This is a genomic window from Pectobacterium peruviense (assembly GCF_003312355.2).
GTDB lineage: Bacteria > Pseudomonadota > Gammaproteobacteria > Enterobacterales > Enterobacteriaceae > Pectobacterium > Pectobacterium peruviense.
On the sequence record NZ_CP161826.1, the window covers coordinates 1,092,283 to 1,112,223 of the forward strand.

General features: G+C 48.5%; 17 protein-coding genes, 1 tRNA gene and 3 pseudogenes. 12 read left to right on the plus strand and 9 right to left on the minus strand.

Translation table 11 applies throughout. The features are described 5' to 3' along the window. Positions 1–62: 62 nt before the first annotated feature. Positions 63–1,523 (minus strand): beta-Ala-His dipeptidase, encoded by a 1,461-nt coding sequence (gene pepD, locus DUT67_RS04885; RefSeq protein WP_113625509.1) that lies wholly within the window; start codon positions 1,521–1,523, stop codon positions 63–65. Between the two features lie 332 nt (positions 1,524–1,855). Between pepD and gpt the strand changes: the two genes are divergently transcribed. The 5 genes from gpt (at position 1,856) to proA (ending at position 6,752) form a co-directional block, all read left to right on the plus strand. Then, the gene (gene gpt, locus DUT67_RS04890) at positions 1,856–2,314 is read left to right on the plus strand and encodes a xanthine phosphoribosyltransferase (protein WP_048261856.1); all 459 of its coding nucleotides are present in this window, start codon (positions 1,856–1,858) and stop codon (positions 2,312–2,314) included. Between the two features lie 217 nt (positions 2,315–2,531). Beyond that, positions 2,532–3,782, plus strand: a complete 1,251-nt coding sequence (frsA, locus tag DUT67_RS04895) for an esterase FrsA (RefSeq protein WP_113625510.1) — start codon at positions 2,532–2,534, stop codon at positions 3,780–3,782. 104 nt (positions 3,783–3,886) lie between these two features. Further along, on the plus strand, positions 3,887–4,261 hold the full coding sequence (gene crl / locus DUT67_RS04900) for a sigma factor-binding protein Crl (RefSeq protein ID WP_048261851.1): 375 nt from the start codon (positions 3,887–3,889) through the stop codon (positions 4,259–4,261). Between the two features lie 123 nt (positions 4,262–4,384). Further along, positions 4,385–5,488, plus strand: a complete 1,104-nt coding sequence (gene proB / locus DUT67_RS04905; RefSeq protein ID WP_048261848.1) for a glutamate 5-kinase — start codon at positions 4,385–4,387, stop codon at positions 5,486–5,488. A 10-nt stretch (positions 5,489–5,498) separates the two neighbouring features. Continuing rightward, positions 5,499–6,752 carry a glutamate-5-semialdehyde dehydrogenase gene (proA, locus tag DUT67_RS04910; protein WP_113625511.1) on the plus strand — a complete coding sequence of 418 codons (1,254 nt, stop codon included), beginning with the start codon at positions 5,499–5,501 and terminating at the stop codon, positions 6,750–6,752. 270 nt (positions 6,753–7,022) lie between these two features. Here proA and DUT67_RS04915 read toward each other — a convergent pair whose 3' ends face one another. After that, positions 7,023–7,442, minus strand: coding sequence for a hypothetical protein (locus tag DUT67_RS04915; protein ID WP_113625512.1), 420 nt, complete (start codon positions 7,440–7,442; stop codon positions 7,023–7,025). 527 nt (positions 7,443–7,969) lie between these two features. Here DUT67_RS04915 and DUT67_RS04920 point away from each other — a divergent pair. After that, a tRNA-Thr gene (locus DUT67_RS04920) sits at positions 7,970–8,045 on the plus strand. 14 nt (positions 8,046–8,059) lie between these two features. Here DUT67_RS04920 and DUT67_RS04925 read toward each other — a convergent pair. Next, positions 8,060–8,362, minus strand: a pseudogene (locus DUT67_RS04925) (tyrosine-type recombinase/integrase); the annotation flags it as partial. A gap of 311 nt (positions 8,363–8,673) precedes the next feature. After that, the gene (locus DUT67_RS04930; RefSeq protein ID WP_113625513.1) at positions 8,674–9,321 is read right to left on the minus strand and encodes an EcsC family protein; all 648 of its coding nucleotides are present in this window, start codon (positions 9,319–9,321) and stop codon (positions 8,674–8,676) included. Between the two features lie 562 nt (positions 9,322–9,883). On the opposite strand from DUT67_RS04930, the gene tssD reads away from it, so the two are divergent. Next, on the plus strand, positions 9,884–10,252 hold the full coding sequence (gene tssD, locus DUT67_RS04935) for a type VI secretion system tube protein TssD (RefSeq protein ID WP_368350111.1): 369 nt from the start codon (positions 9,884–9,886) through the stop codon (positions 10,250–10,252). Between the two features lie 226 nt (positions 10,253–10,478). Here tssD and DUT67_RS04940 read toward each other — a convergent pair whose 3' ends face one another. Together DUT67_RS04940 and DUT67_RS04945 are read right to left on the minus strand one after the other, a co-directional pair. Then, positions 10,479–11,111 (minus strand): hypothetical protein, encoded by a 633-nt coding sequence (locus tag DUT67_RS04940; protein WP_113625515.1) that lies wholly within the window; start codon positions 11,109–11,111, stop codon positions 10,479–10,481. A 274-nt stretch (positions 11,112–11,385) separates the two neighbouring features. Further along, positions 11,386–11,644, minus strand: a pseudogene (locus DUT67_RS04945) (tyrosine-type recombinase/integrase); the annotation flags it as partial. 117 nt (positions 11,645–11,761) lie between these two features. Between DUT67_RS04945 and DUT67_RS04950 the strand changes: the two are divergent. Continuing rightward, positions 11,762–12,307, plus strand: a complete 546-nt coding sequence (locus DUT67_RS04950; RefSeq protein WP_113625516.1) for a hypothetical protein — start codon at positions 11,762–11,764, stop codon at positions 12,305–12,307. 29 nt (positions 12,308–12,336) lie between these two features. Here the strand turns inward: DUT67_RS04950 and DUT67_RS04955 are convergent. Continuing rightward, positions 12,337–12,444 (minus strand): annotated as a pseudogene (locus tag DUT67_RS04955) (NIPSNAP family protein); the annotation flags it as partial. Between the two features lie 197 nt (positions 12,445–12,641). Between DUT67_RS04955 and DUT67_RS04960 the strand changes: the two are divergent. Next, on the plus strand, positions 12,642–12,956 hold the full coding sequence (locus DUT67_RS04960) for a PTS sugar transporter subunit IIB (protein ID WP_048261837.1): 315 nt from the start codon (positions 12,642–12,644) through the stop codon (positions 12,954–12,956). Positions 12,957–13,024: 68 nt separating this feature from the next. Here the strand turns inward: DUT67_RS04960 and DUT67_RS04965 are convergent, their stop codons facing one another. Then, positions 13,025–13,165 (minus strand): hypothetical protein, encoded by a 141-nt coding sequence (locus DUT67_RS04965; RefSeq protein WP_262983459.1) that lies wholly within the window; start codon positions 13,163–13,165, stop codon positions 13,025–13,027. Between the two features lie 169 nt (positions 13,166–13,334). Beyond that, positions 13,335–13,907, minus strand: coding sequence for a TetR/AcrR family transcriptional regulator (locus DUT67_RS04970; protein WP_113625519.1), 573 nt, complete (start codon positions 13,905–13,907; stop codon positions 13,335–13,337). 189 nt (positions 13,908–14,096) lie between these two features. Between DUT67_RS04970 and DUT67_RS04975 the strand changes: the two genes are divergently transcribed. The 3 genes from DUT67_RS04975 (at position 14,097) to DUT67_RS04985 (ending at position 19,904) form a co-directional block, all read left to right on the plus strand. Then, on the plus strand, positions 14,097–15,269 hold the full coding sequence (locus DUT67_RS04975; RefSeq protein ID WP_113625520.1) for an efflux RND transporter periplasmic adaptor subunit: 1,173 nt from the start codon (positions 14,097–14,099) through the stop codon (positions 15,267–15,269). 82 nt (positions 15,270–15,351) lie between these two features. Then, entirely contained in the window at positions 15,352–18,495 is a 3,144-nt protein-coding gene (locus DUT67_RS04980) for an efflux RND transporter permease subunit (protein WP_113625521.1), read from the plus strand. Further along, entirely contained in the window at positions 18,492–19,904 is a 1,413-nt protein-coding gene (locus DUT67_RS04985) for an efflux transporter outer membrane subunit (RefSeq protein ID WP_113625522.1), read from the plus strand. Before DUT67_RS04980 ends, DUT67_RS04985 begins: the two co-directional genes overlap by 4 nt. Positions 19,905–19,941 lie beyond the last annotated feature (37 nt).

The following is a 19,941-nucleotide window of genomic DNA, read 5'->3' on the forward strand; positions in this document are numbered from 1 at the left end:
GGTACAGACTGGGAATAAAAAGGCGACGGATATCCGTCGCCTTGGTTTTTACAGCAATGCAATTAAGCGCGTGGCGGAATCGCTTTCAGCAGTTCTGTCAGCAATTTCCAGTACAGATCCACGCTGCCGATATGTACTTGCTCATCCGGCGAGTGCGGTCCGGTGATGGTCGGCCCAATAGAGACCATATCCATGTCTGGGTACGGTTTCTTGAACAGACCACATTCCAGCCCTGCGTGAATCACCATGATGTTCGGCGTCTTGTTGAACAGCTTCTGATACGTTTCGCGAACCAGCGCCATGACCGGCGAATGTGCATCTGGCTGCCAGCCTGGGTAGCCGCCTTTCGGTGACGTTTTCGCGCCAGCCAATTGGCCGAGCGACGTCAGCGTACCGACTACAGCGTCTTTGCCGCTGTCGATCAGCGAACGAATCAGGCAGATAATTTCCGCGTGGTCGTCTTCCATGGTGACAACGCCGAGGTTCAGTGAAGTTTCCACCACGCCTTTGACGTCGTCACTCATGCGGATCACGCCGTTCGGCGTCGCGTTGAGTAGCGCTAGCAGACGGTCGCGACTGTCCTGCGTCAGTGGGTGTTCGTTGCTGTCGCTGGCTTCCACCAGCACGGTCAGGTTTTTCTCAACGGCAGACAGTTCATTCTTCAACACGGTCAGATAGTCTTGGCTCAGCGTCTTCAACTGCTCGACGTTAGCGGCAGGCAGTGACAGCGTCGCGAAGGCTTCACGTGGAATCGCGTTACGCAGCGTGCCACCGTTCAGATCGAGAATGCGGATATCCAGCGCTTTCGCCTGTTCGAACAGGAAACGTGCCAGCAGTTTGTTGGCGTTACCCAGTCCCAGATGAATGTCGCCACCTGAATGGCCGCCTTTCAGCCCTTTAATCGTCAGCTTCAGCGTTTGGTAATCGGCTGGTGGCACTTCACGTACCAGCGGTAGACGGGTAATAAAATCAATACCGCCCGCGCAACCCATGTAGATCTCGCCTTCTTCTTCCGAATCGGTGTTGATCAGGATTTCGGCCTGAAGCCAGTTAGGTTGCAGGCCAAACGCGCCATCCATACCCGCTTCTTCCGTCATGGTCAGCAGTACTTCCAGCGGACCGTGCTCGACGCGCGGATCGGCCAGCACTGCCAGCGCGGAAGCCATACCAATACCGTTATCCGCACCCAGTGTGGTGCCGCGTGCTTTCAGCCATTCACCGTCCACGTAAGGCTGGATCGGATCGGTAGTGAAATCATGCACGGTGTCGTTGTTTTTCTGCGGCACCATATCTAGATGCGCCTGCAACACGACAGGTTTGCGATTTTCCATACCTGCGGTTGCCGCTTTGCGCAGCAGAATATTGCCAACCTGATCGCGTTCGGCATAAATGCCTTTCTCTTTAGCCCATTCCAGAATGTGCGCGGCCAGCGCTTCTTCATGATAAGAAGGGTGCGGAATAGAACAGATTTTGGCGAAAATATCCCACAGAGGCTGGGGGGAAAGTTGAGACAATTCAGACACTATTTCAGTCTCCTTGTTAGCTGCCTGTTTTCGCATTCTGGCGTGCAGGGGCTAGAGGTTAAAAGTTAATCGCAGTTAGCCACGTAAGGTGGCGTGTCACAAGAGAATATCATTTTCCATCAAAGCAGGGGAAATTGCCGTCGTTCCCGCTTACTTTTCATTCCGCAATATAAGTCAACAGGCTTGGCAGGGCGCAGGTTGTCAGGAAAAACTCGGCTCTCGCGTTGAGAAAAACTGGTTTTTATGTTGTTGGCTATCTATAATCTCGCGCAACCTTTTTCCCCCTCTCAGACTCAACTTAAGCCGGTTTTTATTCGGCTGGGATATATTTTATGAGCGAAAAGTACGTCGTAACCTGGGATATGTTGCAAATTCATGCCCGCAAACTGGCACAGCGTTTACTGCCTGCCGAACAATGGAAAGGCATCATTGCCGTCAGCCGTGGTGGTCTGGTTCCTGGCGCGCTGCTGGCGCGTGAGTTGGGCATTCGTCACGTTGATACCGTTTGCATCTCCAGTTATGACCATGACAACCAGCGCGAAATGAAAGTGATCAAGCGCGCCGAGGGAGATGGCGAAGGATTTATCGTGGTTGACGATCTGGTTGATACCGGCGGTACGGCAAAGGCGATTCGTGATATGTATCCGAAAGCGCACTTTGTGACCATTTTCGCCAAACCTGCTGGTCAACCGCTGGTCGACGACTACGTGATTGATATCCCGCAGGATACCTGGATTGAACAGCCGTGGGATATGGGCGTGGTGTTTGTTCCGCCTTTGTCTAGCCGTTAATCGCTTAGCGACAATCCTCACCGATTCCCAACAATGCCCGGTTTAGCCGGGCATTGTTGTATCTACTCCCTTATGATTTCTGGCGCAGGGCTTGATCCGATCGTGTGTTTCTGACGTTGGCATTTGTCTTCCCTAGCCTGAGTTCGTTACACTTTAGCAGGTGACGAAGAAGTCGTCTGATGTCCGCTAACGGCGGTTCACATTAACGGAGGCTGCTGTGGCGCAAGCTAACCTGTCTGAAACGCTATTCAAACCATCCTTCAAACATCCAGAAACCTCGACGTTGGTCAGACGTACGCGACACGATCAGGAAACGCAGGGGATACATTCTACGCTGGAAGGAGAAAAGACCAGCAGTTGGTATCGGATGATTAACCGACTGATGTGGATTTGGCGTGGTGTCGACCCGTGGGAAATTGAAGACGTGCTGTCACGTATCGCGGCCAGCAAGTCTGACCGAAGCAATGAACAGCTGCTCGATACGGTGATCGGCTACCGAGGTGGTAACTGGATTTATGAGTGGGCGAAACAGGGCGCAGACTGGCAGCAGCGGGCTACAGAAAGTGGCGATGACGCGCAAACCGGACAGTTTTGGTTGAATGCGGCCAACCTCTACAGCATTGCCGCGTATCCGCATATTAAAGGCGATGAGCTGGCGGAGCAGGCGCAAACGCTGGCAAATCGCGCCTATGAAGAGGCCGCTAAGTACTTGCCGTACGAACTCAAAGAACTGACTTTTCCGATTGCTGGCGGCGGTACGCTGACTGGCTTTCTGCATATGCCATCGCAAGGAAAAGCCCCTTTCCCGACTGTCCTCATGTGTGGCAGTCTGGAAACGTTGCAGAGCGATTATCACCGCCTATTTCAGGACTATTTTGCGCCAGCGGGCATGGCGATGTTGACGATTGATGTTCCCTCCGTTGGATTTTCTTCCCGCTGGAAGTTGACTCAGGATTCCAGTTTTTTGCACCAGCAGGTCTTACGCGCGTTGCCGGATGTCCCGTGGGTCGATCACACTCGCGTTGCTGCATTTGGTTTCCGCTTTGGTGCCAACATTGCCGTTCGGCTGGCTTATCTGGAATCACAGCGTTTATGCGGCGTAGCCTGTCTTGGCCCAGTGGTGCATCATCTGTTAAGCGATCCGACTCGCCAGCAGCAGGTACCAGATATGTTTATGGATGTGCTGGCAAGCCGGTTGGGCATGCCGTACTCGACGGATGCGTCGCTGAAGACCGAGCTAGGGCGCTATTCGCTGAAAACTCAGGGGCTGCTAGGGCGTCGCTGCCCGACGCCGATGTTGGCAGGATACTGGGATAACGATCTGCTATGCCCGAAAGAAGAGGCCAGCCTGATTGTGAATTCATCCGCACAAGGAAAGCTGATGCCGGTTAATTTCTCTCCGGTGTACCAGAATTTTGATCGCGCACTACAGCAAATCAGCGCGTGGTTGCAGGATAAAGTGTGTTGAACATGATGAATAAACACGTGGGCGCCGAGCAGTAACCTTATGCCAGGTGGTTGATAAATTGCCATTCTCTGCTAAAAAGAATGTTCAACCAGAGGAGATCGTAAATGATGTTACCGAGTGGACACCCCAAAAGCCGACTCATGAAAAACTTTACGTCGTTGGGGCCTTATATCCGTGAAGCGCAGTGCGAGGATACCGCGTTCTTCTTTGATTGCCTGGCGGTTTGCGTCAATATCAAGCCTGCACCGGAAGAGCGTGAGTTCTGGGGCTGGTGGCTGAATTTGGAAGATACGGGTAAAACCTTTGCTTATGAGTATCACTACGGTCTGTTTGATAAACAGGGTAACTGGCGTGAGGAAAAAATTAAGGACAAAGCCGTGATTGAACAGGTAGAAAATGCCAAACAGGCTTTTCATGTTCGACTGGAGAAACTGCTGCACTCGCTGGAACCCGCCTGTACCCTCGTCGCACGACCGTGATGCTTCTTTGACGCTCCCCGATTTATTCGCAGGTTTTCGCGTTATGCCTGTTGGCATAACGCGCCTGTCCTGTTACAACGTTTTCCTTATTCTTATTTTTTCACATTCAACGGCAGAGAAATTATGAGCGGCAGCCAGACTTTGGTTGTGAAACTGGGCACCAGCGTGTTAACCGGCGGTTCGCGCCGTCTTAACCGTGCCCACATTGTTGAACTGGTGCGCCAGTGCGCGCAGCAACATGCGGCAGGGCATCGGATTGTTATTGTCACCTCAGGGGCGATTGCCGCCGGACGTGAACATTTGGGTTACCCCGAGCTACCGGCCACGATTGCGACCAAACAACTGCTGGCCGCCGTGGGTCAAAGCCGCCTGATTCAACTGTGGGAACAGTTGTTTTCCATCTACGGTATCCATATTGGGCAAATGCTACTGACGCGTGCGGATATGGAAGATCGTGAGCGTTTCCTCAACGCGCGTGACACCATGCGGGCGCTGCTGGATAACAACATTGTTCCAGTGATTAATGAAAACGATGCGGTTGCGACCGCTGAGATCAAGGTTGGCGATAACGACAACCTGTCTGCGCTGGCCGCGATTCTGGCCGATGCGGATAAGCTGCTGCTGCTGACCGACCAAGCAGGGCTGTTTACCGCCGATCCGCGTAATAATCCTGATGCAGAGTTGATCCGTGAAGTGAACGGCATCAACGATGCGCTGCGCAGCATTGCGGGTGACAGCGTGTCTGGCCTCGGAACGGGCGGCATGTCGACTAAACTACAGGCTGCCGATGTGGCCTGTCGTGCCGGTATCGACGTGGTGATTGCCGCAGGCAGCAAGCCGGGCGTGATTGGCGATGTGATTGCTGATATTTCCGTTGGAACGCGTTTTCATGCGCTGGATGCACCGCTGGAAAGCCGCAAACACTGGATTTTCGGTGCACCCCCAGCGGGGGAAATCACCGTCGATGACGGCGCGCTTTCGGCAATCCTCGAACGTGGTAGCTCGCTGCTGCCTAAAGGTATCCGCACGGTAGAAGGGAATTTCTCTCGTGGCGAAGTGATTCGTGTGCGTAGCCTGGCGGGCCGCGATGTAGCGCATGCCGTGACGCGCTACAACAGCGATGCGCTGCGTCTGATTGCCGGACATCACTCTCAACAGATTGCCGATATTCTTGGCTACGAATATGGTCCGGTGGCTATCCATCGCGACGATATGATTATCAATTAAGGAGTTCGCGATGCTTGAACAAATGGGTAAAGCGGCAAAAGCGGCCTCTTATCAACTGTCGGTCTTGAGCACGGCTCAGAAAGATCGTGCGCTGCTGACAATTGCAGATTTGCTGGAAGCTGAGAGTGCAACGATCCTGGCGGCTAACGCGCTGGATTTAGCCGATGCACGTCAAAATGGCATGAGCGAGGCGTTACTGGATCGTCTGCTTTTAACGCAGGAAAGACTGAGTGCGATTGCCAGCGATGTGCGCCAGGTGTGTCGCTTGACCGATCCGGTAGGGCAGGTGATTGATGGCAACATGCTAGATAACGGGCTTAAGCTGGAGCGTCGCCGTGTGCCGCTGGGCGTGGTCGGTGTGATTTATGAAGCGCGCCCGAACGTTACTATTGATGTGGCTTCCCTATGCCTGAAAACCGGTAATGCGGTGATTCTGCGCGGTGGCAAAGAGACGTACCGCACCAATGCGGCGACGGTCAAAGTCATTCAGCAGGCACTGTCGCAGTGCGGCCTGCCAGCTGCTGCGGTGCAGGCGATTGAAAGCCCAGACCGTGAGCTGGTTAATCAACTGCTGAAGCTGGATCGCTACGTAGATATGCTGATTCCACGCGGGGGCGCAGGCTTGCATAAGTTGTGTCGTGAACAATCGACGATTCCAGTCATTACCGGTGGTATCGGTGTTTGTCACATCTATGCCGATGACAGCATCGATTTCGACAAGGCATTGACGGTGATTGAAAGCGCCAAAGTGCAACGCCCTAGCGCCTGCAACAGCCTGGAAACGCTGTTGGTCAATCGAAGCATTGCCGAGCGTTTCCTGCCTGAGCTGAGCAAGAAAATGGCAGCGTCGGGCGTCACGCTCCATGCCAGCCCTTCAGCAATGTCTTACCTGGCCATTGGCCCCGCTAACGTCGTTGCTGTGGAAGACGCCAACTACAATGATGAATGGCTCTCTAACGACCTGAACGTCACGCTGGTGGACGATCTGGATGCGGCGGTTGCCCATATTCGCGAACATGGTACGCAGCACTCTGATGCGATTCTGACGCGTTCTTTGAGCAATGCGGAGCGCTTCGTGCGTGAAGTGGATTCCTCAGCGGTGTATGTCAACGCCAGTACGCGCTTCACCGACGGTGGCCAGTTTGGTCTGGGCGCGGAAGTGGCGGTCAGTACTCAGAAACTGCACGCTCGTGGTCCAATGGGGCTGGAAGCGCTGACCACCTATAAGTGGATTGGTTATGGTGATGATTTGATTCGTGCCTAATCGATTAATTGCTGCGCATCTCAAAGAGATGCGCAGCAATTATTTTTATTCCGATAAAAGTATTTATTTCAACTGTATTGCTCTGCTGCGCCATCGTTATTTAAATTGAAATTTAATGCGAAAATATAAATGCAATAAAATAACTGCATCAGAAAAATATCCTCCAATAGTAACAAACTATGCTTTGTGCGATATTTCACAGATCCATAGTCTGTCTTGCTATCGGAGGATAATTATTTATCCTTTGTTTCAAAAATACATTATTTCATATTAACGTTGATGCTTCTCTGTGGCGTTATGGATTGAGTTGGCAGTTTCGTGAGCCTGTTTTTCCGCTCGGCTGTTAAAATTATCTGCTTTCGTTTTGGCATCAGCCCAGCTTTTTTCGGCGTCTTTTCTGACTTCGGATTCTCTGGATTTTACATCAGCGTTGACTTTGTCTGCTTTTTCTCGGGCTTCTGGCCCCCTTGATTTTAGATCGGCTTTGAAATCATTCGCTTTTTCCCGCGCCTGAGTTTCATGCTCATGCGCTTTAGTTCGCGCTTCTGACGCTTTTTCTCTCGCTTCAACACGATCGTGGCTGAAGGCAGATTCCGCCGATGCTCGGGCTGAATCCAGGTCATTTGCTGCCGCCATGCCAATGTAACTGGTTCCCAGTATTAAGCCTAAAAACAGTGGTTTCATATTCATGGTGTATTTCCTCTTACAGCGCGTTATGACTACGCTAACAATAATCTTGTCGTCGACAACGTATTATTGAGAGCTTCACGTTAAGACCACATCCTTTTCGTCTTGGCTGCTTAAGTAGAGCAAAATAGAAAATAAAAAGAATAGGGAATTATCTTAAACCGTACAGGTGGGTATTGTTATGTGTTGCGGTTATAGTCGAAGGGTAAAAAGATATTTTTATTGTAAATATCACGCTGTATATAAAACTTAATATTTATCTCCACAGAAAGCATAGTTTTCACATAATCAGGTATTATCTTTTTGGTCATTCTTCTGAAGACGATGGCGATTTAGGAGACGTGTTCTGTATGTGCATCTGTTAAGCCGAAAAGATATAGCGTATGACGTTATTAGCACTGAAAATTATCAGCACAGAGCGGATGATGATAAAACCAGCAGACGATCGCCAAACGCTTGACTTGCTGTACCATTATCACTAATTTGTCACCCCGTAGTTCACGTCTGGCTCTCGCCACGACGGTCCCAAAGCCGATATAGCTCAGTTGGTAGAGCAGCGCATTCGTAATGCGAAGGTCGTAGGTTCGACTCCTATTATCGGCACCATAAAAATCAATCACTTACCTTGATTTCATATAAAATACGTTTCCACCTTGTGACATATTTGTGCCATTGCGCTCTAAAATCGCGTCAATTTTACTTGCGTGCTCACTCAGGTGTCCGGATGATAAATGCGCATATCTCTGAACCATTTCCAGCGTTTCCCATCCACCCAACTCCTTCAGTGCCAGAAGAGAAACACCCGACTGAACCAGCCAACTTGCCCATGTATGCCTCAAGTCATGGACTCTGAATTCGCTAATGCCTACCCGCTTTAGCGCAGCCCGCCACGCTGTATTGGAGTCGTAGCACATTTTTCTAACTCCATCGCAAACACGCCTCATCGAACGTGATAGACGGGAATTTGCCAATTTTGCTAACGTGCTACGCCTCAGCCTTTAGTTTATCGTGCAACTCTTGAGCCTGCCTTTTGTCCTCTGTTTTAAGATACTATTTAACTCTGCTGCCGTCTGGCGCGGTGAAAATCGCGTAGCGTTGCATCGACCCGTTGAACTCATCGCCAGAAACGGACGTTGCGCTGGAAGTAACGTCCGTAATAGTGCGGCAGGTTAGTATTTCTGAGACATCACAAATATGATTATGTATGTCACATGCTCAACATACAGAGACATTCTTACAATTCGTTTATAGCGCTACTTTCGATGAAGGTTTTTCTGGCAATGTTACCTACGATATTAGTTGAAATACCATCAAACGTTCCACCGATAACGCCGCCTACAAGTGGAATCATTTTACCTAAGTTGATCACACCTTTTTCACCAAATTTAGTTAGCAGTCTAAAACCAACCCGCTTGTTAATAGCGAAAATCGTTTCCTTTGATATGCTCTTAATTAACTGCATGGACATCTTTGAGCCAATAACTATTCCTGTTCCTTTAAGGATGTCTTTTGCTGCATTGCCAGCCAAGCAGGAGTAAACTAGCGCTTTAACGCGATCATCTTTAACATCATATCCTCCCATGATAGCTATTGCTGTTATCATGCGAATCTGGACATAAATCACAGTTGCAATGCTTGCTGGAATTGCAACCGGCATAGTGATAATACCACCAAGCCCAGATACAAACCCGGTAGTGGCAGATTTAGTGTTTTGCCATCTAACCAGAGAATTAACCTTATCCGGTAAATTCCCTTCCCCCTTCAGGTAGTTTTCAGCCATATCATAAGATGAATCTGTTCCCGGAATCGTACCATCCAATGCTTTATCGTAAGCCCAGTTTAGGACTTGCATGATCTTACCTTCACTAAGTTTTTCAGCCATTTTCATATCCTATTAAAATTAAAATTAAAATTAAAATTAAAATTAAAGTGAAAAGTTATATTTAATCGATTCTTATACAATTTTATTTATATTAGTGTTAGGTCGTTTTTACTCTTCCTGTCATAGTTATGTCTGCTCTTAGCACTTCGCTGCCTACCAGATTTTATTGAACCCATGGCTTAGTGCTTATAGTGCTTTAAATACGTTTCAACAAAACATCACGAGATTCAACCTCACAACCAAAGGTTTTTTTCTTAAACTCGTATATTAGGGTTATTTCGTTCTTAGTCAACGGGGAGAGTCCATTATAGTTTACGAATGAGCAAATTGATTCACTGAGCTCTTTGATATTCATATCACCCTAATTATTTTATTTGCATCAATGGTCCTGTGTGTTCATTAACGATAATATGAAAAACTTAAAACCATTGAAAAGGAAATTTATATGGCTAATTATGCATACATGACTATCGAAGGTAAATCACAGGGATTGATTTCTTAGGGTTGCTCCACATTAGAATCTATTGGTAACCGATATCAGGCAGGGCATACCGATGAAATCATGATTTTGGCTTTTAACCATATGATGAGTAATGACGGCCATGCAGTCCATAACCCGATCACCCTGGTAAAACCTATCGACAAGTCAACGCCGTTACTGGCAATGGCATTGAACGAGCAAGAGAAGGTTAAAGTGCTACTCGACTTTTACCGCACGACGCAACATGCCAAGCAAGAGAAGTTTTTCTCCATTCAGATCAATGATGGACTCATATCTGATATCAACCTCGTTATGCCTAACATCATTGATGATGGTGCTGGCCTGATATTGGAGCATATCTCTATCAGATATAAAGATGTGACATGGACGCACCACAAAGCCGGAACGTCTGGTTATGCGCTGTGGGAAATGACTAAGTTTATGAACTAAATAAGTGCAGGGGAGACCCTGCATTCACTTTTCATCAAGCCATGTGAAGAACTTCCCTAATCCGAAGCAGACTGCGATGGCGATGATGAGATGAATGGTCTTTTCATTCCACGGAGCATATCCAACCAATAAAATATAGATGATACAAAGAAAGGATATGCTGAAAAGAGCAAATATGATGTTTTTAAATAAAAAATAGACCGTTTTTTTTAAGAGTTTAAGCATGTCATTTCATCCGGTATTCAACTTTATCAATCAGATTGTTAAACATACCTGCGCCATAAGTTCTTCTCATTTTTATCGCTTCAACCAATGGCTCCACTTGATCTTCGAAAAGAAAGAAAAGAAGATCTAAGTCGTCTCTTCTTAATTCTGAATAAACTTCAGGATTCTGCTCTCTCAACGACCGGGATCTATATATTGCTCTATCCATCATTCCACCTAATAGCAATACATAATACACCATAGCGGTAGACACTTTTGGCATATTACCAATGCGTTTTGATGTGATCATCACAGCCTGAGAAACAATAAATCCACCGACCAATCCTCCCGCTACCTTATTATAAATTTCCTCTTTTTTAGCTTCGGAGACATTACGGTTGAAGATATTGAATATGCGGGTTATTGCTTCAATGATCTTATCTCTTGAGACAATCCCTTTATGAATCGCTCTGATCAGCCTTTCTACCTCTCTTTCTCTTGATGAGCGAGAGTCAGTATCTATAAAGCCATATGCGAGATAACCGTAGTTCTTACCTATCTCTGATATGCCAGAACCCATCCCTTCATAAAAATCCGTAGTGGTTAGCATCTTTACTATACGGTCAGCCAGTTCATCCAAATCTGCTTCGGTCATTGTTATTCCATCCATGAATGACAAGGTTACTTAGCGTTGATTGTAGTGTAATCGGTTAGTGAGCGGAATACATTCTTGTTATATTACTAGCGTGCTATTTATATGGCGATTATTTCTATTTCTGATGGAAGAAAAGCTCTATAGCGTTTTCCCTTAAATTGGACACAAAATCTATTGGGGGCATGTGCGAAAATAGAACAACAGTTTGTTCTTCAGAATCAATAAAATATGCAATAGATATTGCTCCCATTATCGCACCATAAAAATCAATCACTTATCTATCAATCCTCTCTATTCCTGTTGATGAGTGGGGCGAATTTGGGACACAAACGTCAAAAATGGCGTCAATTTGTCGTGCGTGCTCAGTCAGGTGATTGGGGGCAAGATGCGCATAGCGTCGAACTATCTCGATAGATTCCCATCCACCCATCTCTTGCAATACAGATATCGGCACGCCAGCCTGCACCAGCCAACTCCCACGTGTGTCTCAAGCCATGGAATTGGAAATTGCTAATGCCTGTTCGCTTTAGCGCTCCATTAACGGGTGCTCCTTTGCAGCAAGTGGCGCAGTGGATACTGAGGTCGTTGGACAATTAAAAATTAATGTTATGGTAAATAGGTGTTTCTGTTTTAACAGGAGAATCTGCTTCATGGAGTTATTTTTGCTGCGACATGGAAAGCCTAATATTAGAAGTTCGATGGCAATCAGATCGGTCGATATGTACTCGTGGATAGAGGAGTATGATGCGGCTGGTATATTGGATTCGCCCGATGCTTCAACCGTCGCTGCTAGTGAGGGGAAATTTATAGTTTCTAGTCCAATGCAACGGGCTCTTGAGTCTGTAGTTGCTCTTGGATTGGAGCCAGATATCATCATTGATGAACTGCATGAAGCACGATTGCCTGTTTTTAATATCCCCTTGCTAAAGTTAACCCCACTTGTTTGGGCTGCTTTATTTCGTATTTTTTGGATGGTGGGAGGTAGTGGAGGCGTAGAAACTTTTTCTTCAGTAAAGATAAGAGCGAAGCTCGTTTCCTGTGAGTTGAATAAAATGGCAGAAACACATGGATATGTATTAAGTGTTGGACATGGTTTTATGAATGTTCTGGTTGCCAGAGAGCTACAGAAAGCTGGCTGGAAAAGGCAGAAAGTGAGTCGATCAGGATACTGGTCGGGCATTAAACTTGTGCGTTGATAGCTCAGGCAGTTATATTTTCAGGGCATATCAAACGCACGAATCAGATAGTAGCAATCCAGATCATCCGGAGAGTTGCCAAACGAAGCCACATCGTTCCCGTGGCGTTGATGGAGAGGAACGCTGGTTTCCCGCATGATGCTTTGGAAAGCCGCGCCAGTTACAAACGCTCCAACTTCGGATGCTAACCAGAGAATAGTTCCTGCTATATCGGTTACGTCAAAGTCTTGCATTAACCTCCACCAGTCATCTTTGTTCTGTAAACATGAGCCAGTACGCATTTTTACAGGGTTGTAAGGAATAGTGTTTGAGTGGTTATCTGGAGGGCATACTCATGAAAAAGTTGCTGATATGTTGCTTGTTCGGAAATACGGCCAATGTTCTTGCAAAAAAAATGCAGAAAGCGGCAGATGCTCAGAATTATCAGATTATGATCAGTGCTGTAGGGCTGGATAATTTTGCCAGTATTGCGCCTGCTTTTGACTGCTTTCTTGTTGCGCCACACATTCAATATAAACTCCCTGAACTCAGGAATATTGTTGGTGAGTCGCGGTTCATTGCTGTTATAGATAGCCTGCCATATGCATCATTCGACGGAAAAAAAGTATTACAGTTTGCTCAGACTTATATACCTGAAAATATTAATTAAGTTGCGGAGCGGGTAGCTTGGTGTTTAGTGGGCTGTTCTCATTGGCTGAGATTCTCCGCTATTGCGAATTAATTCCGATTTATCAATGGTAAAAGATATTTTCTGGTATCGATATTTTTGAAAGATACACCATAGTCACAATTGATAATCACATGCTCGAATAATAAATGCTGAGAGCGTCCATTGATTTCCCGAAACGGATGAATCACATTCAAACCTGAATAGTATTCTGTTAATCGGGTTATTGGTATCGGACGCTCAAGGCCTTGTAAAAAATTGTCGCCGAATAGCGGCGTAACAATGTTATTGGCTTAGATACTGTGCAAAAAACGTGATTTGCCGATGTTGTTTACATATCGAGAGAACGGTATTTTTCAATCAACCCTTCTCCGTCTCCGAACTCGCCCCATTAAGAAACATGGAGTTAACCAGCACCGCCATATCAATGGGGGCAATTTCGCCGCGTAATGCAGAATCAACAGCAGCATAAAGCATAAAATCGTAAGCTTTGGCGAGCCAGCGAGCTGGCATGTCAACGCGGAACACACCTTCCTTTTGACCCCGCCTGAAAAATTCTTCTAGTGCTTCACCATAAAAGGAAGGAATGGCTTCATCCACGGCATCTTTTCTGTCATCAACCATCTGCACCCACTGAGCCGCATTCCAAAACATGTAAAAATCACGTCCAGCAATGACGTTCTGCGTGAGCCGAATCAATGCATCAGGATAAGGTGGCTTTGCGAGTTCCGCACAGGAAAGAGCCTGTTCAAGGTGACGGGTGGCACGTTCAAGCAAGAGTACAATGACTTCCTCTCTGGTCGGTGCGATGCGGTACAGAGTGGCTTTGCTAATCCCCGCTTTCTTGGCTATTTGTTGCAGATTTGCTCTGGGATTGCGGGCGATTGCAAGGGCCAGAGCTCCAGCCAGCTTGTCACTGATATTTTCAGACATCCTCTTTCCTTTTCTTGTTGTCAGCCCCGTCAGGGTGCCTGCCTATCTTTCCATACCCGCAATGAAAAAAAAACACCTCATTTTGATTTGTTTTGTTTCTTTTGAATCAATATTGACTCATTTGGGGCTTGAAAGTATTATCTGCGTCGCAAATTTAAGCAAAAATTCCAGTGTGGCCCAGGGGGTTGTATGGCTAGGTTAAAAATGAGTGCGCTTGCCTTGAGTTTGTTATTGGCAGGTTGTGGTGATGAAACGACTGCGTCTGAACAGCAGTCGCCGCAATCGGTAGAGGTTGAAGCTCAGACCGTCATCCCGCAGATGAAAACCATGACGGCAGACTTGCCAGGACGAATCGAACCTGTCCGTGTCGCACAGGTTAGGGCGCGCGTAGCAGGGATTGTTCAGAAAAGGCACTTCACTGAAGGTGCCGCGGTGAAGGAGGGGGAACTGCTTTTCACCATTGCACAGGAACCGTTTGAAGCAGCCCTTGCCCGTGCTAAAGCGGGTCTGGTGCGGTCGGAGTCACAGGTAAAACAGGCCGAATCCCTTGTTCGTCGCTATACCCCGCTTGTGAAAATCGATGCTGTAAGCCGCCAAGAATACGATGATGCGGATACTGCCCTACAAACAGCGAAGGCCAATCGCTTGTCCGCTCGTGCGGACGTCAAAACTGCTGAACTGGATCTCAGCTATGCCACTGTCAGGGCACCGATCTCCGGCAGGATAGGTAAAAGTCTGGTGAGTGAAGGAAGTCTGGTGGGGCAGGGAGAAACCACGCCAATGGCTTTGATACAGCAAATCGATCCAGTTTATGCCGATTTCAATCAGCCTGCGAATACCGCCCTGCAATTGCGTGAGGCAATGGAAAAGGGGCAGCTTTCAGCGAATAAGGATTCAGCGCCGAAGGTGAGCATTCATGTCGAAGGAACGGGTTATACCGCAACGGGTAAATTGCTGTTCACTGACATTTCGGTCAACAGAAACACTGGCGAAATCATGCTGCGTGGAGAATTCCCCAATCCGGATAACCGGCTCCTGCCTGGTATGTATGTGAGAGTGAGTACCGAACTGGGTGTGGATCAGAAGGCTATTTTCATTCCACAGCGGGCAATAATCCGTGGAACGGATGGAACTGCAAAGGTTTTTGTCATCAATGCTGAAGGTATGGCTGTTGAGAAACACGTGACTACTGGTGTGATGCAAGGCAAGGACTGGCAGATAACGGAAGGATTGAGCGCTGGGGATAAGGTCATTATCAATGGCGTAGATAAAATTCAGCCAGGAATGTCTGTAAAAACTGCTGATACGGCTCAACAGGAAGTACAAACGCCAAAACAACAGGATGGCAATGCCTCTTCTTAGCACTGACGGGGGCGTTATCTCGTTCGATTTGCACCATCAGTGTTTTTTTAATCCGCAAAAATCATACGTGCCGGAATAAATCATGCCTAATTTTTTTATTCACAGACCCAACTTTGCCTGGGTTGTGGCTATCTTCATCGCGATGGCAGGGCTGCTTGCCATTTCGTCGTTGCCTGTTTCGCAGTATCCCGCTGTTGCTCCGCCACAAATTGTGGTGACGGCAACTTATCCCGGTGCTTCCGCTGAAGTCATCAATAGCGGTGTCACAAGCCTGATAGAGGAAGAGCTTAATGGCGCAAAAGGGCTGCTCTATTATGAATCTCAGAGCAACAGTGCTGGCTTAGCAGAAATAACCATTACCTTTCAGCCGGGCACCAACCCCGATCTCGCTCAGGTTGACGTACAGAACCGTATTAAAAAAGTCGAATCCCGTCTTCCTGCTTCGGTAACCCAACAAGGGCTACAGGTCGAGCAGGCGAGCACAAACTTCCTGATGATCTTTGCTCTAACCGCCAAAGATAAGAATGCTGATGAGGTCAACCTTGCCGACTATGCCGCGCGAAACATTAACAACGAAATTCGCCGAGTCACAGGCGTAGGCCGTGTGCAAATGTTTTCCGCTGAGCGTGCTTTGCGTGTATGGATAGATCCGGCGAAGCTGATTAGCTACGGGTTATCCATTAATGATGTAGATAATGCTATCAAAGCGCAGAACGCGCAGGTATCCGGTGGGAGCCTGGGAGAGCAGCCCAGCCCGCCTGATCAAGAAATCTCTGCAAACATACTGGTTCAGGGGCAACTGTCCTCTATTGAGGAATTTTCTCGTATTGTGCTTAAGGCCGATGCCGACGGATCGACTGTCCGTTTGAGTGATGTTGGTCGAGTAGAAATGGGACGGCAGGATTATCGTTTATCATCACGGCTCAATGGTGAACCTGCGGTAGGGATCGGTGTGCAACTTTCCCCTGGGGCAAATGCACTTGAGACAGCAAAAGCCGTCAAATCTCGACTGGCTGAATTGTCGATGAACTTCCCAGAGAATATCAGTTATAGCGTTCCTCATGACACATCGAAATTTGTTGAAGTGGCCATTAAGAAAGTCCTGATGACGCTGCTTGAAGCTGTTGTGCTCGTCTTTCTAGTCATGCTGCTGTTTCTGCAAAATATTCGCTACACCCTTATCCCGACGATTGTTGTTCCTATCTGTTTGCTTGGTACGCTGGCGGTGATGTTGCCGTTAGGGTTCTCCGTCAACATGATGACCATGTTTGGTATGGTTTTGGCCATCGGTATTCTGGTGGATGATGCCATTGTGGTCGTGGAAAATGTCGAACGCATCATGGCTGAAGAAGGTCTGCCGCCTAAAGAGGCGACGATCAAAGCGATGTCCCAAATTAGTGGGGCAATCGTGGGGATTACCCTCGTGCTCGCTGCGGTGTTCCTGCCACTTGCATTCATGAGTGGTTCTGTTGGGGTGATATATCGTCAGTTCTCTGTTTCTCTGGCCATTTCGATTCTTTTCTCTGGTTTCCTTGCCCTTACGCTGACGCCTGCGCTTTGCGCCACCTTGATTAAGCCTATCGCTAAAGGTCACCATGCCGAGAAGAAAGGGCTATTCGGCTGGTTCAACCGTAAATTCAGTAGCCTGACGGAACGTTACTCTTCTACCACATCTACATTGCTGTCACGCACAGGCAGAGTGATGCTGGTGTATGTCGCCATTCTTGGTGTGCTTGCTGTGGCTTATACCCGGCTGCCATCGGCGTTTCTTCCGTCAGAAGATCAGGGCTATGTCATGACGGATATTCAGCTTCCCCCGGGGGCGACATATCAGCGGCTGATGACATCAACCAAGGAAATGGAAAACTACTTTCTTGAACGTCCTGCGGTTGCCGATGTGCTGACACTCCAAGGATTCAGCTTTTCCGGTACGGGGCAGAATGCTGGCATGGGGTTTGTTATGCTCAAAGACTGGTCGGAACGCTCCAGTGAGGAATCTGTGCAAAATGAAGCAGATCAATCCAGCGGTGTTTTCCAGAGCATAAAAGACGGCACGCTATTTTCTATCGTTCCGCCTTCGGTTGAAGGCATGGGGAACTCAAGTGGCTTTGCGTTACGCCTTCAGGATCGTGCCGGACTGGGTCGTGATGCGCTGCTTGCCGCAAGCCAACAGCTAATGGGTATGGTGTATGAGTCCCCGACTTTTGCTTACATCATGGTGGAAGGATTGGCTGATGCACCACAGCTTGACCTTCGTATCGATCGTGAGAAAGCCGAAGCAATGGGGGTTCCTTTTGATGCCATTAATAATGCCATCTCGACCGCCTACGGTTCGGCTTTAGTCAATGAGTTCCCAAATCAGGGGCGTATGCAGCGCGTTATTGTCCAAGCCGCGCCTGAAAACCGCGCTACGCCGGAAACGCTGCGTAAACTGAATATTCTCAACCGCAATGGGGAATTGGTTCCTCTGGAAGCGTTTAGCGACATTGCGTGGAAGCATGGCCCTGTGCAAGTTGTCCGCTATAACGGTTATCCAAGCCTCAAACTGTCTGGTGACGTGGTGCCCGGCATGAGTTCGGGTGAAGGGATGAAAGAGATTGAGCGCTTGGTGGCGCAATTACCGCCGGGTATTGGGTATGAGTGGACCGGCTTGTCCTATCAGGAAAAAGCCGCCGGTTCTCAGGCTCCGATGCTATTAGCCCTGGCACTCGTCGTGGTCTTTCTGGTTCTGGTGGCTTTGTACGAAAGCTGGAAGATTCCGTTCTCGGTACTGCTGATTGTTCCTGTCGGGGCGTTGGGGGCTGTTGCAGCCGTAATGGCTGCGGGGATGTCTAATGACGTGTATTTCAAGGTAGGTCTGATCACGATCATTGGGCTTGCGGCGAAAAACGCAATTCTTATCATCGAGTTTGCAAAGGATCTCCACGCAGAAGGGAAATCTTTCAGGCAGTCCGCTATTGAAGCCGCACGCTTGCGTTTTCGTCCCATCGTGATGACCTCGCTTGCCTTCATTCTTGGCGTGGTACCGCTTGCGATTGCAACTGGAGCGGGCGCACTTAGCCAGCGCGCTATCGGTACGGGTGTCATGGGAGGGATGTTGAGCGCGACCTTACTGGGTGTGCTGTTTGTGCCAGTCTTCTATGTTTGGGTCATGTCTTTGATGAACAAAAGCAAAGAAAAGACGCAGTCTGATAGCCAGACGGATGCCAAGGAGGTAGGAAAATGATAACGCCTCATAAACTCAGTCTGATCGCGGTTACGCTTCTGTTAGCAGCGTGCTCCATGGCACCCAACTATACCACGCCACCGTCACCGATAACGGAACAATGGAAAAGTGATCGGGCTACTCAGCACTCATCTGCCACAACCGACTGGAAGATATTTATTCAGGATGAACGGTTACGAAATTTGGTCGATATAGCGCTCGCCAATAACCGGGATTTAAGGCAAACCCTGTTAAATGTGGATGTTGCTCGGGCGCAATATCGCATCCAACGTGCCGATCGATTACCGGGTATTGAGGCTCAAGGATCGGGTTCACGCCAGCGTGTTCCTGGCGATATATCCCCAACCGGCCAAGCGGCTATTCAGAACGAGTGGCGCTCAGGGATCGGTCTGGCAGCTTTTGAACTCGATCTGTTCGGGAGAATTAAAAGCCTCTCTGATGCTGCGATGGAAGAGTATCTGGCAACAGAGACCAATGCCCGTGGTGCGAGAATTACGCTGATAGCGGAGGTCGTGCAGGCTTATCTCACTCGCAATGGTGCGGTGCAGCGTTACGAGCTGACAAACAGCACATTACAGTCGCGGCAGGACTCCCTGAGGCTCATTTCAGAAAGACGTGTTGTAGGCGTAGTATCCGCTCTTGATTATCAGGAAGCGCTGGGGCTTGTGGAGCAAGCGCGGGCGGAAAGGGAGCAGGTCACCCGTCAGTTAAGACAATCAGAGAACGCGCTGCGTTTGCTGGTTGGCACTAACGATATTGACCGTTATCTACCTCAGAAGCCTGTCGCTGAAGACGCGATTCTGCAAAATATTGCACCGGGTACACCCTCTCAGCTGTTGGCGTCCCGGCCCGATATTGAAGCAGCAGAACATCGGCTGAAATCAAGAAACGCCAGTATTGGCGCTGCGCGGGCAGCCTTTTTTCCTCGCATCTCTTTAACAGCCATGTACGGCAGTGCCAGTACTGAGTTATCCGATCTTTTCAGTGGTGGACAACAGGCTTGGTCATTTTCCCCACAGATAACGCTGCCGTTATTTTCCGGCGGAAGCAATATGGCTAATCTGGATGTCGCAAACCTGCGGAAAAATATTGCTGTGGCAGATTATGAAAAAACCATTCAGACGGCATTTCGTGAAGTGTCTGACGCATTGGATGCAACGGATACCTTACGGCGGGAGGCGTTGGCACAGGAAAGCCTGACGAAGACCAATCTTGAGTCGTTGCGGCTGGCTGAGGCAAGATATGCCAGTGGGGTGGATGGCCACTTGCGCTATCTTGATGCACAACGCCGGGCATTGAGTAGTCAGATTCAACTTATTGATATCCGAACACAGCATCAAATGGCGTTATCTACACTCTACCGCGTGCTGGGCGGTGGCTGGAATGAAGAAAATCGGCAAGCGCGTTAAGCATATTCGGTAACCCGTTAAATAGCGTGCTGCTGAA

Coding starts and splice junctions, on each gene's coding strand:
- tssD (WP_368350111.1), top strand. CDS start 9,884: ATGATTTTGGCTTTTAACCATATGATGAGTAATGACGGCCATGCAGTC.
- DUT67_RS04950 (WP_113625516.1), top strand. CDS start 11,762: ATGGAGTTATTTTTGCTGCGACATGGAAAGCCTAATATTAGAAGTTCG.
- DUT67_RS04975 (WP_113625520.1), top strand. CDS start 14,097: ATGGCTAGGTTAAAAATGAGTGCGCTTGCCTTGAGTTTGTTATTGGCA.
- DUT67_RS04985 (WP_113625522.1), top strand. CDS start 18,492: ATGATAACGCCTCATAAACTCAGTCTGATCGCGGTTACGCTTCTGTTA.
- crl (WP_048261851.1), top strand. CDS start 3,887: ATGATGTTACCGAGTGGACACCCCAAAAGCCGACTCATGAAAAACTTT.
- gpt (WP_048261856.1), top strand. CDS start 1,856: ATGAGCGAAAAGTACGTCGTAACCTGGGATATGTTGCAAATTCATGCC.
- DUT67_RS04970 (WP_113625519.1), bottom strand. CDS start 13,907: ATGTCTGAAAATATCAGTGACAAGCTGGCTGGAGCTCTGGCCCTTGCA.
- DUT67_RS04930 (WP_113625513.1), bottom strand. CDS start 9,321: ATGGCTGAAAAACTTAGTGAAGGTAAGATCATGCAAGTCCTAAACTGG.
- DUT67_RS04960 (WP_048261837.1), top strand. CDS start 12,642: ATGAAAAAGTTGCTGATATGTTGCTTGTTCGGAAATACGGCCAATGTT.
- proB (WP_048261848.1), top strand. CDS start 4,385: ATGAGCGGCAGCCAGACTTTGGTTGTGAAACTGGGCACCAGCGTGTTA.
- proA (WP_113625511.1), top strand. CDS start 5,499: ATGCTTGAACAAATGGGTAAAGCGGCAAAAGCGGCCTCTTATCAACTG.
- DUT67_RS04940 (WP_113625515.1), bottom strand. CDS start 11,111: ATGACCGAAGCAGATTTGGATGAACTGGCTGACCGTATAGTAAAGATG.
- DUT67_RS04915 (WP_113625512.1), bottom strand. CDS start 7,442: ATGAATATGAAACCACTGTTTTTAGGCTTAATACTGGGAACCAGTTAC.
- DUT67_RS04980 (WP_113625521.1), top strand. CDS start 15,352: ATGCCTAATTTTTTTATTCACAGACCCAACTTTGCCTGGGTTGTGGCT.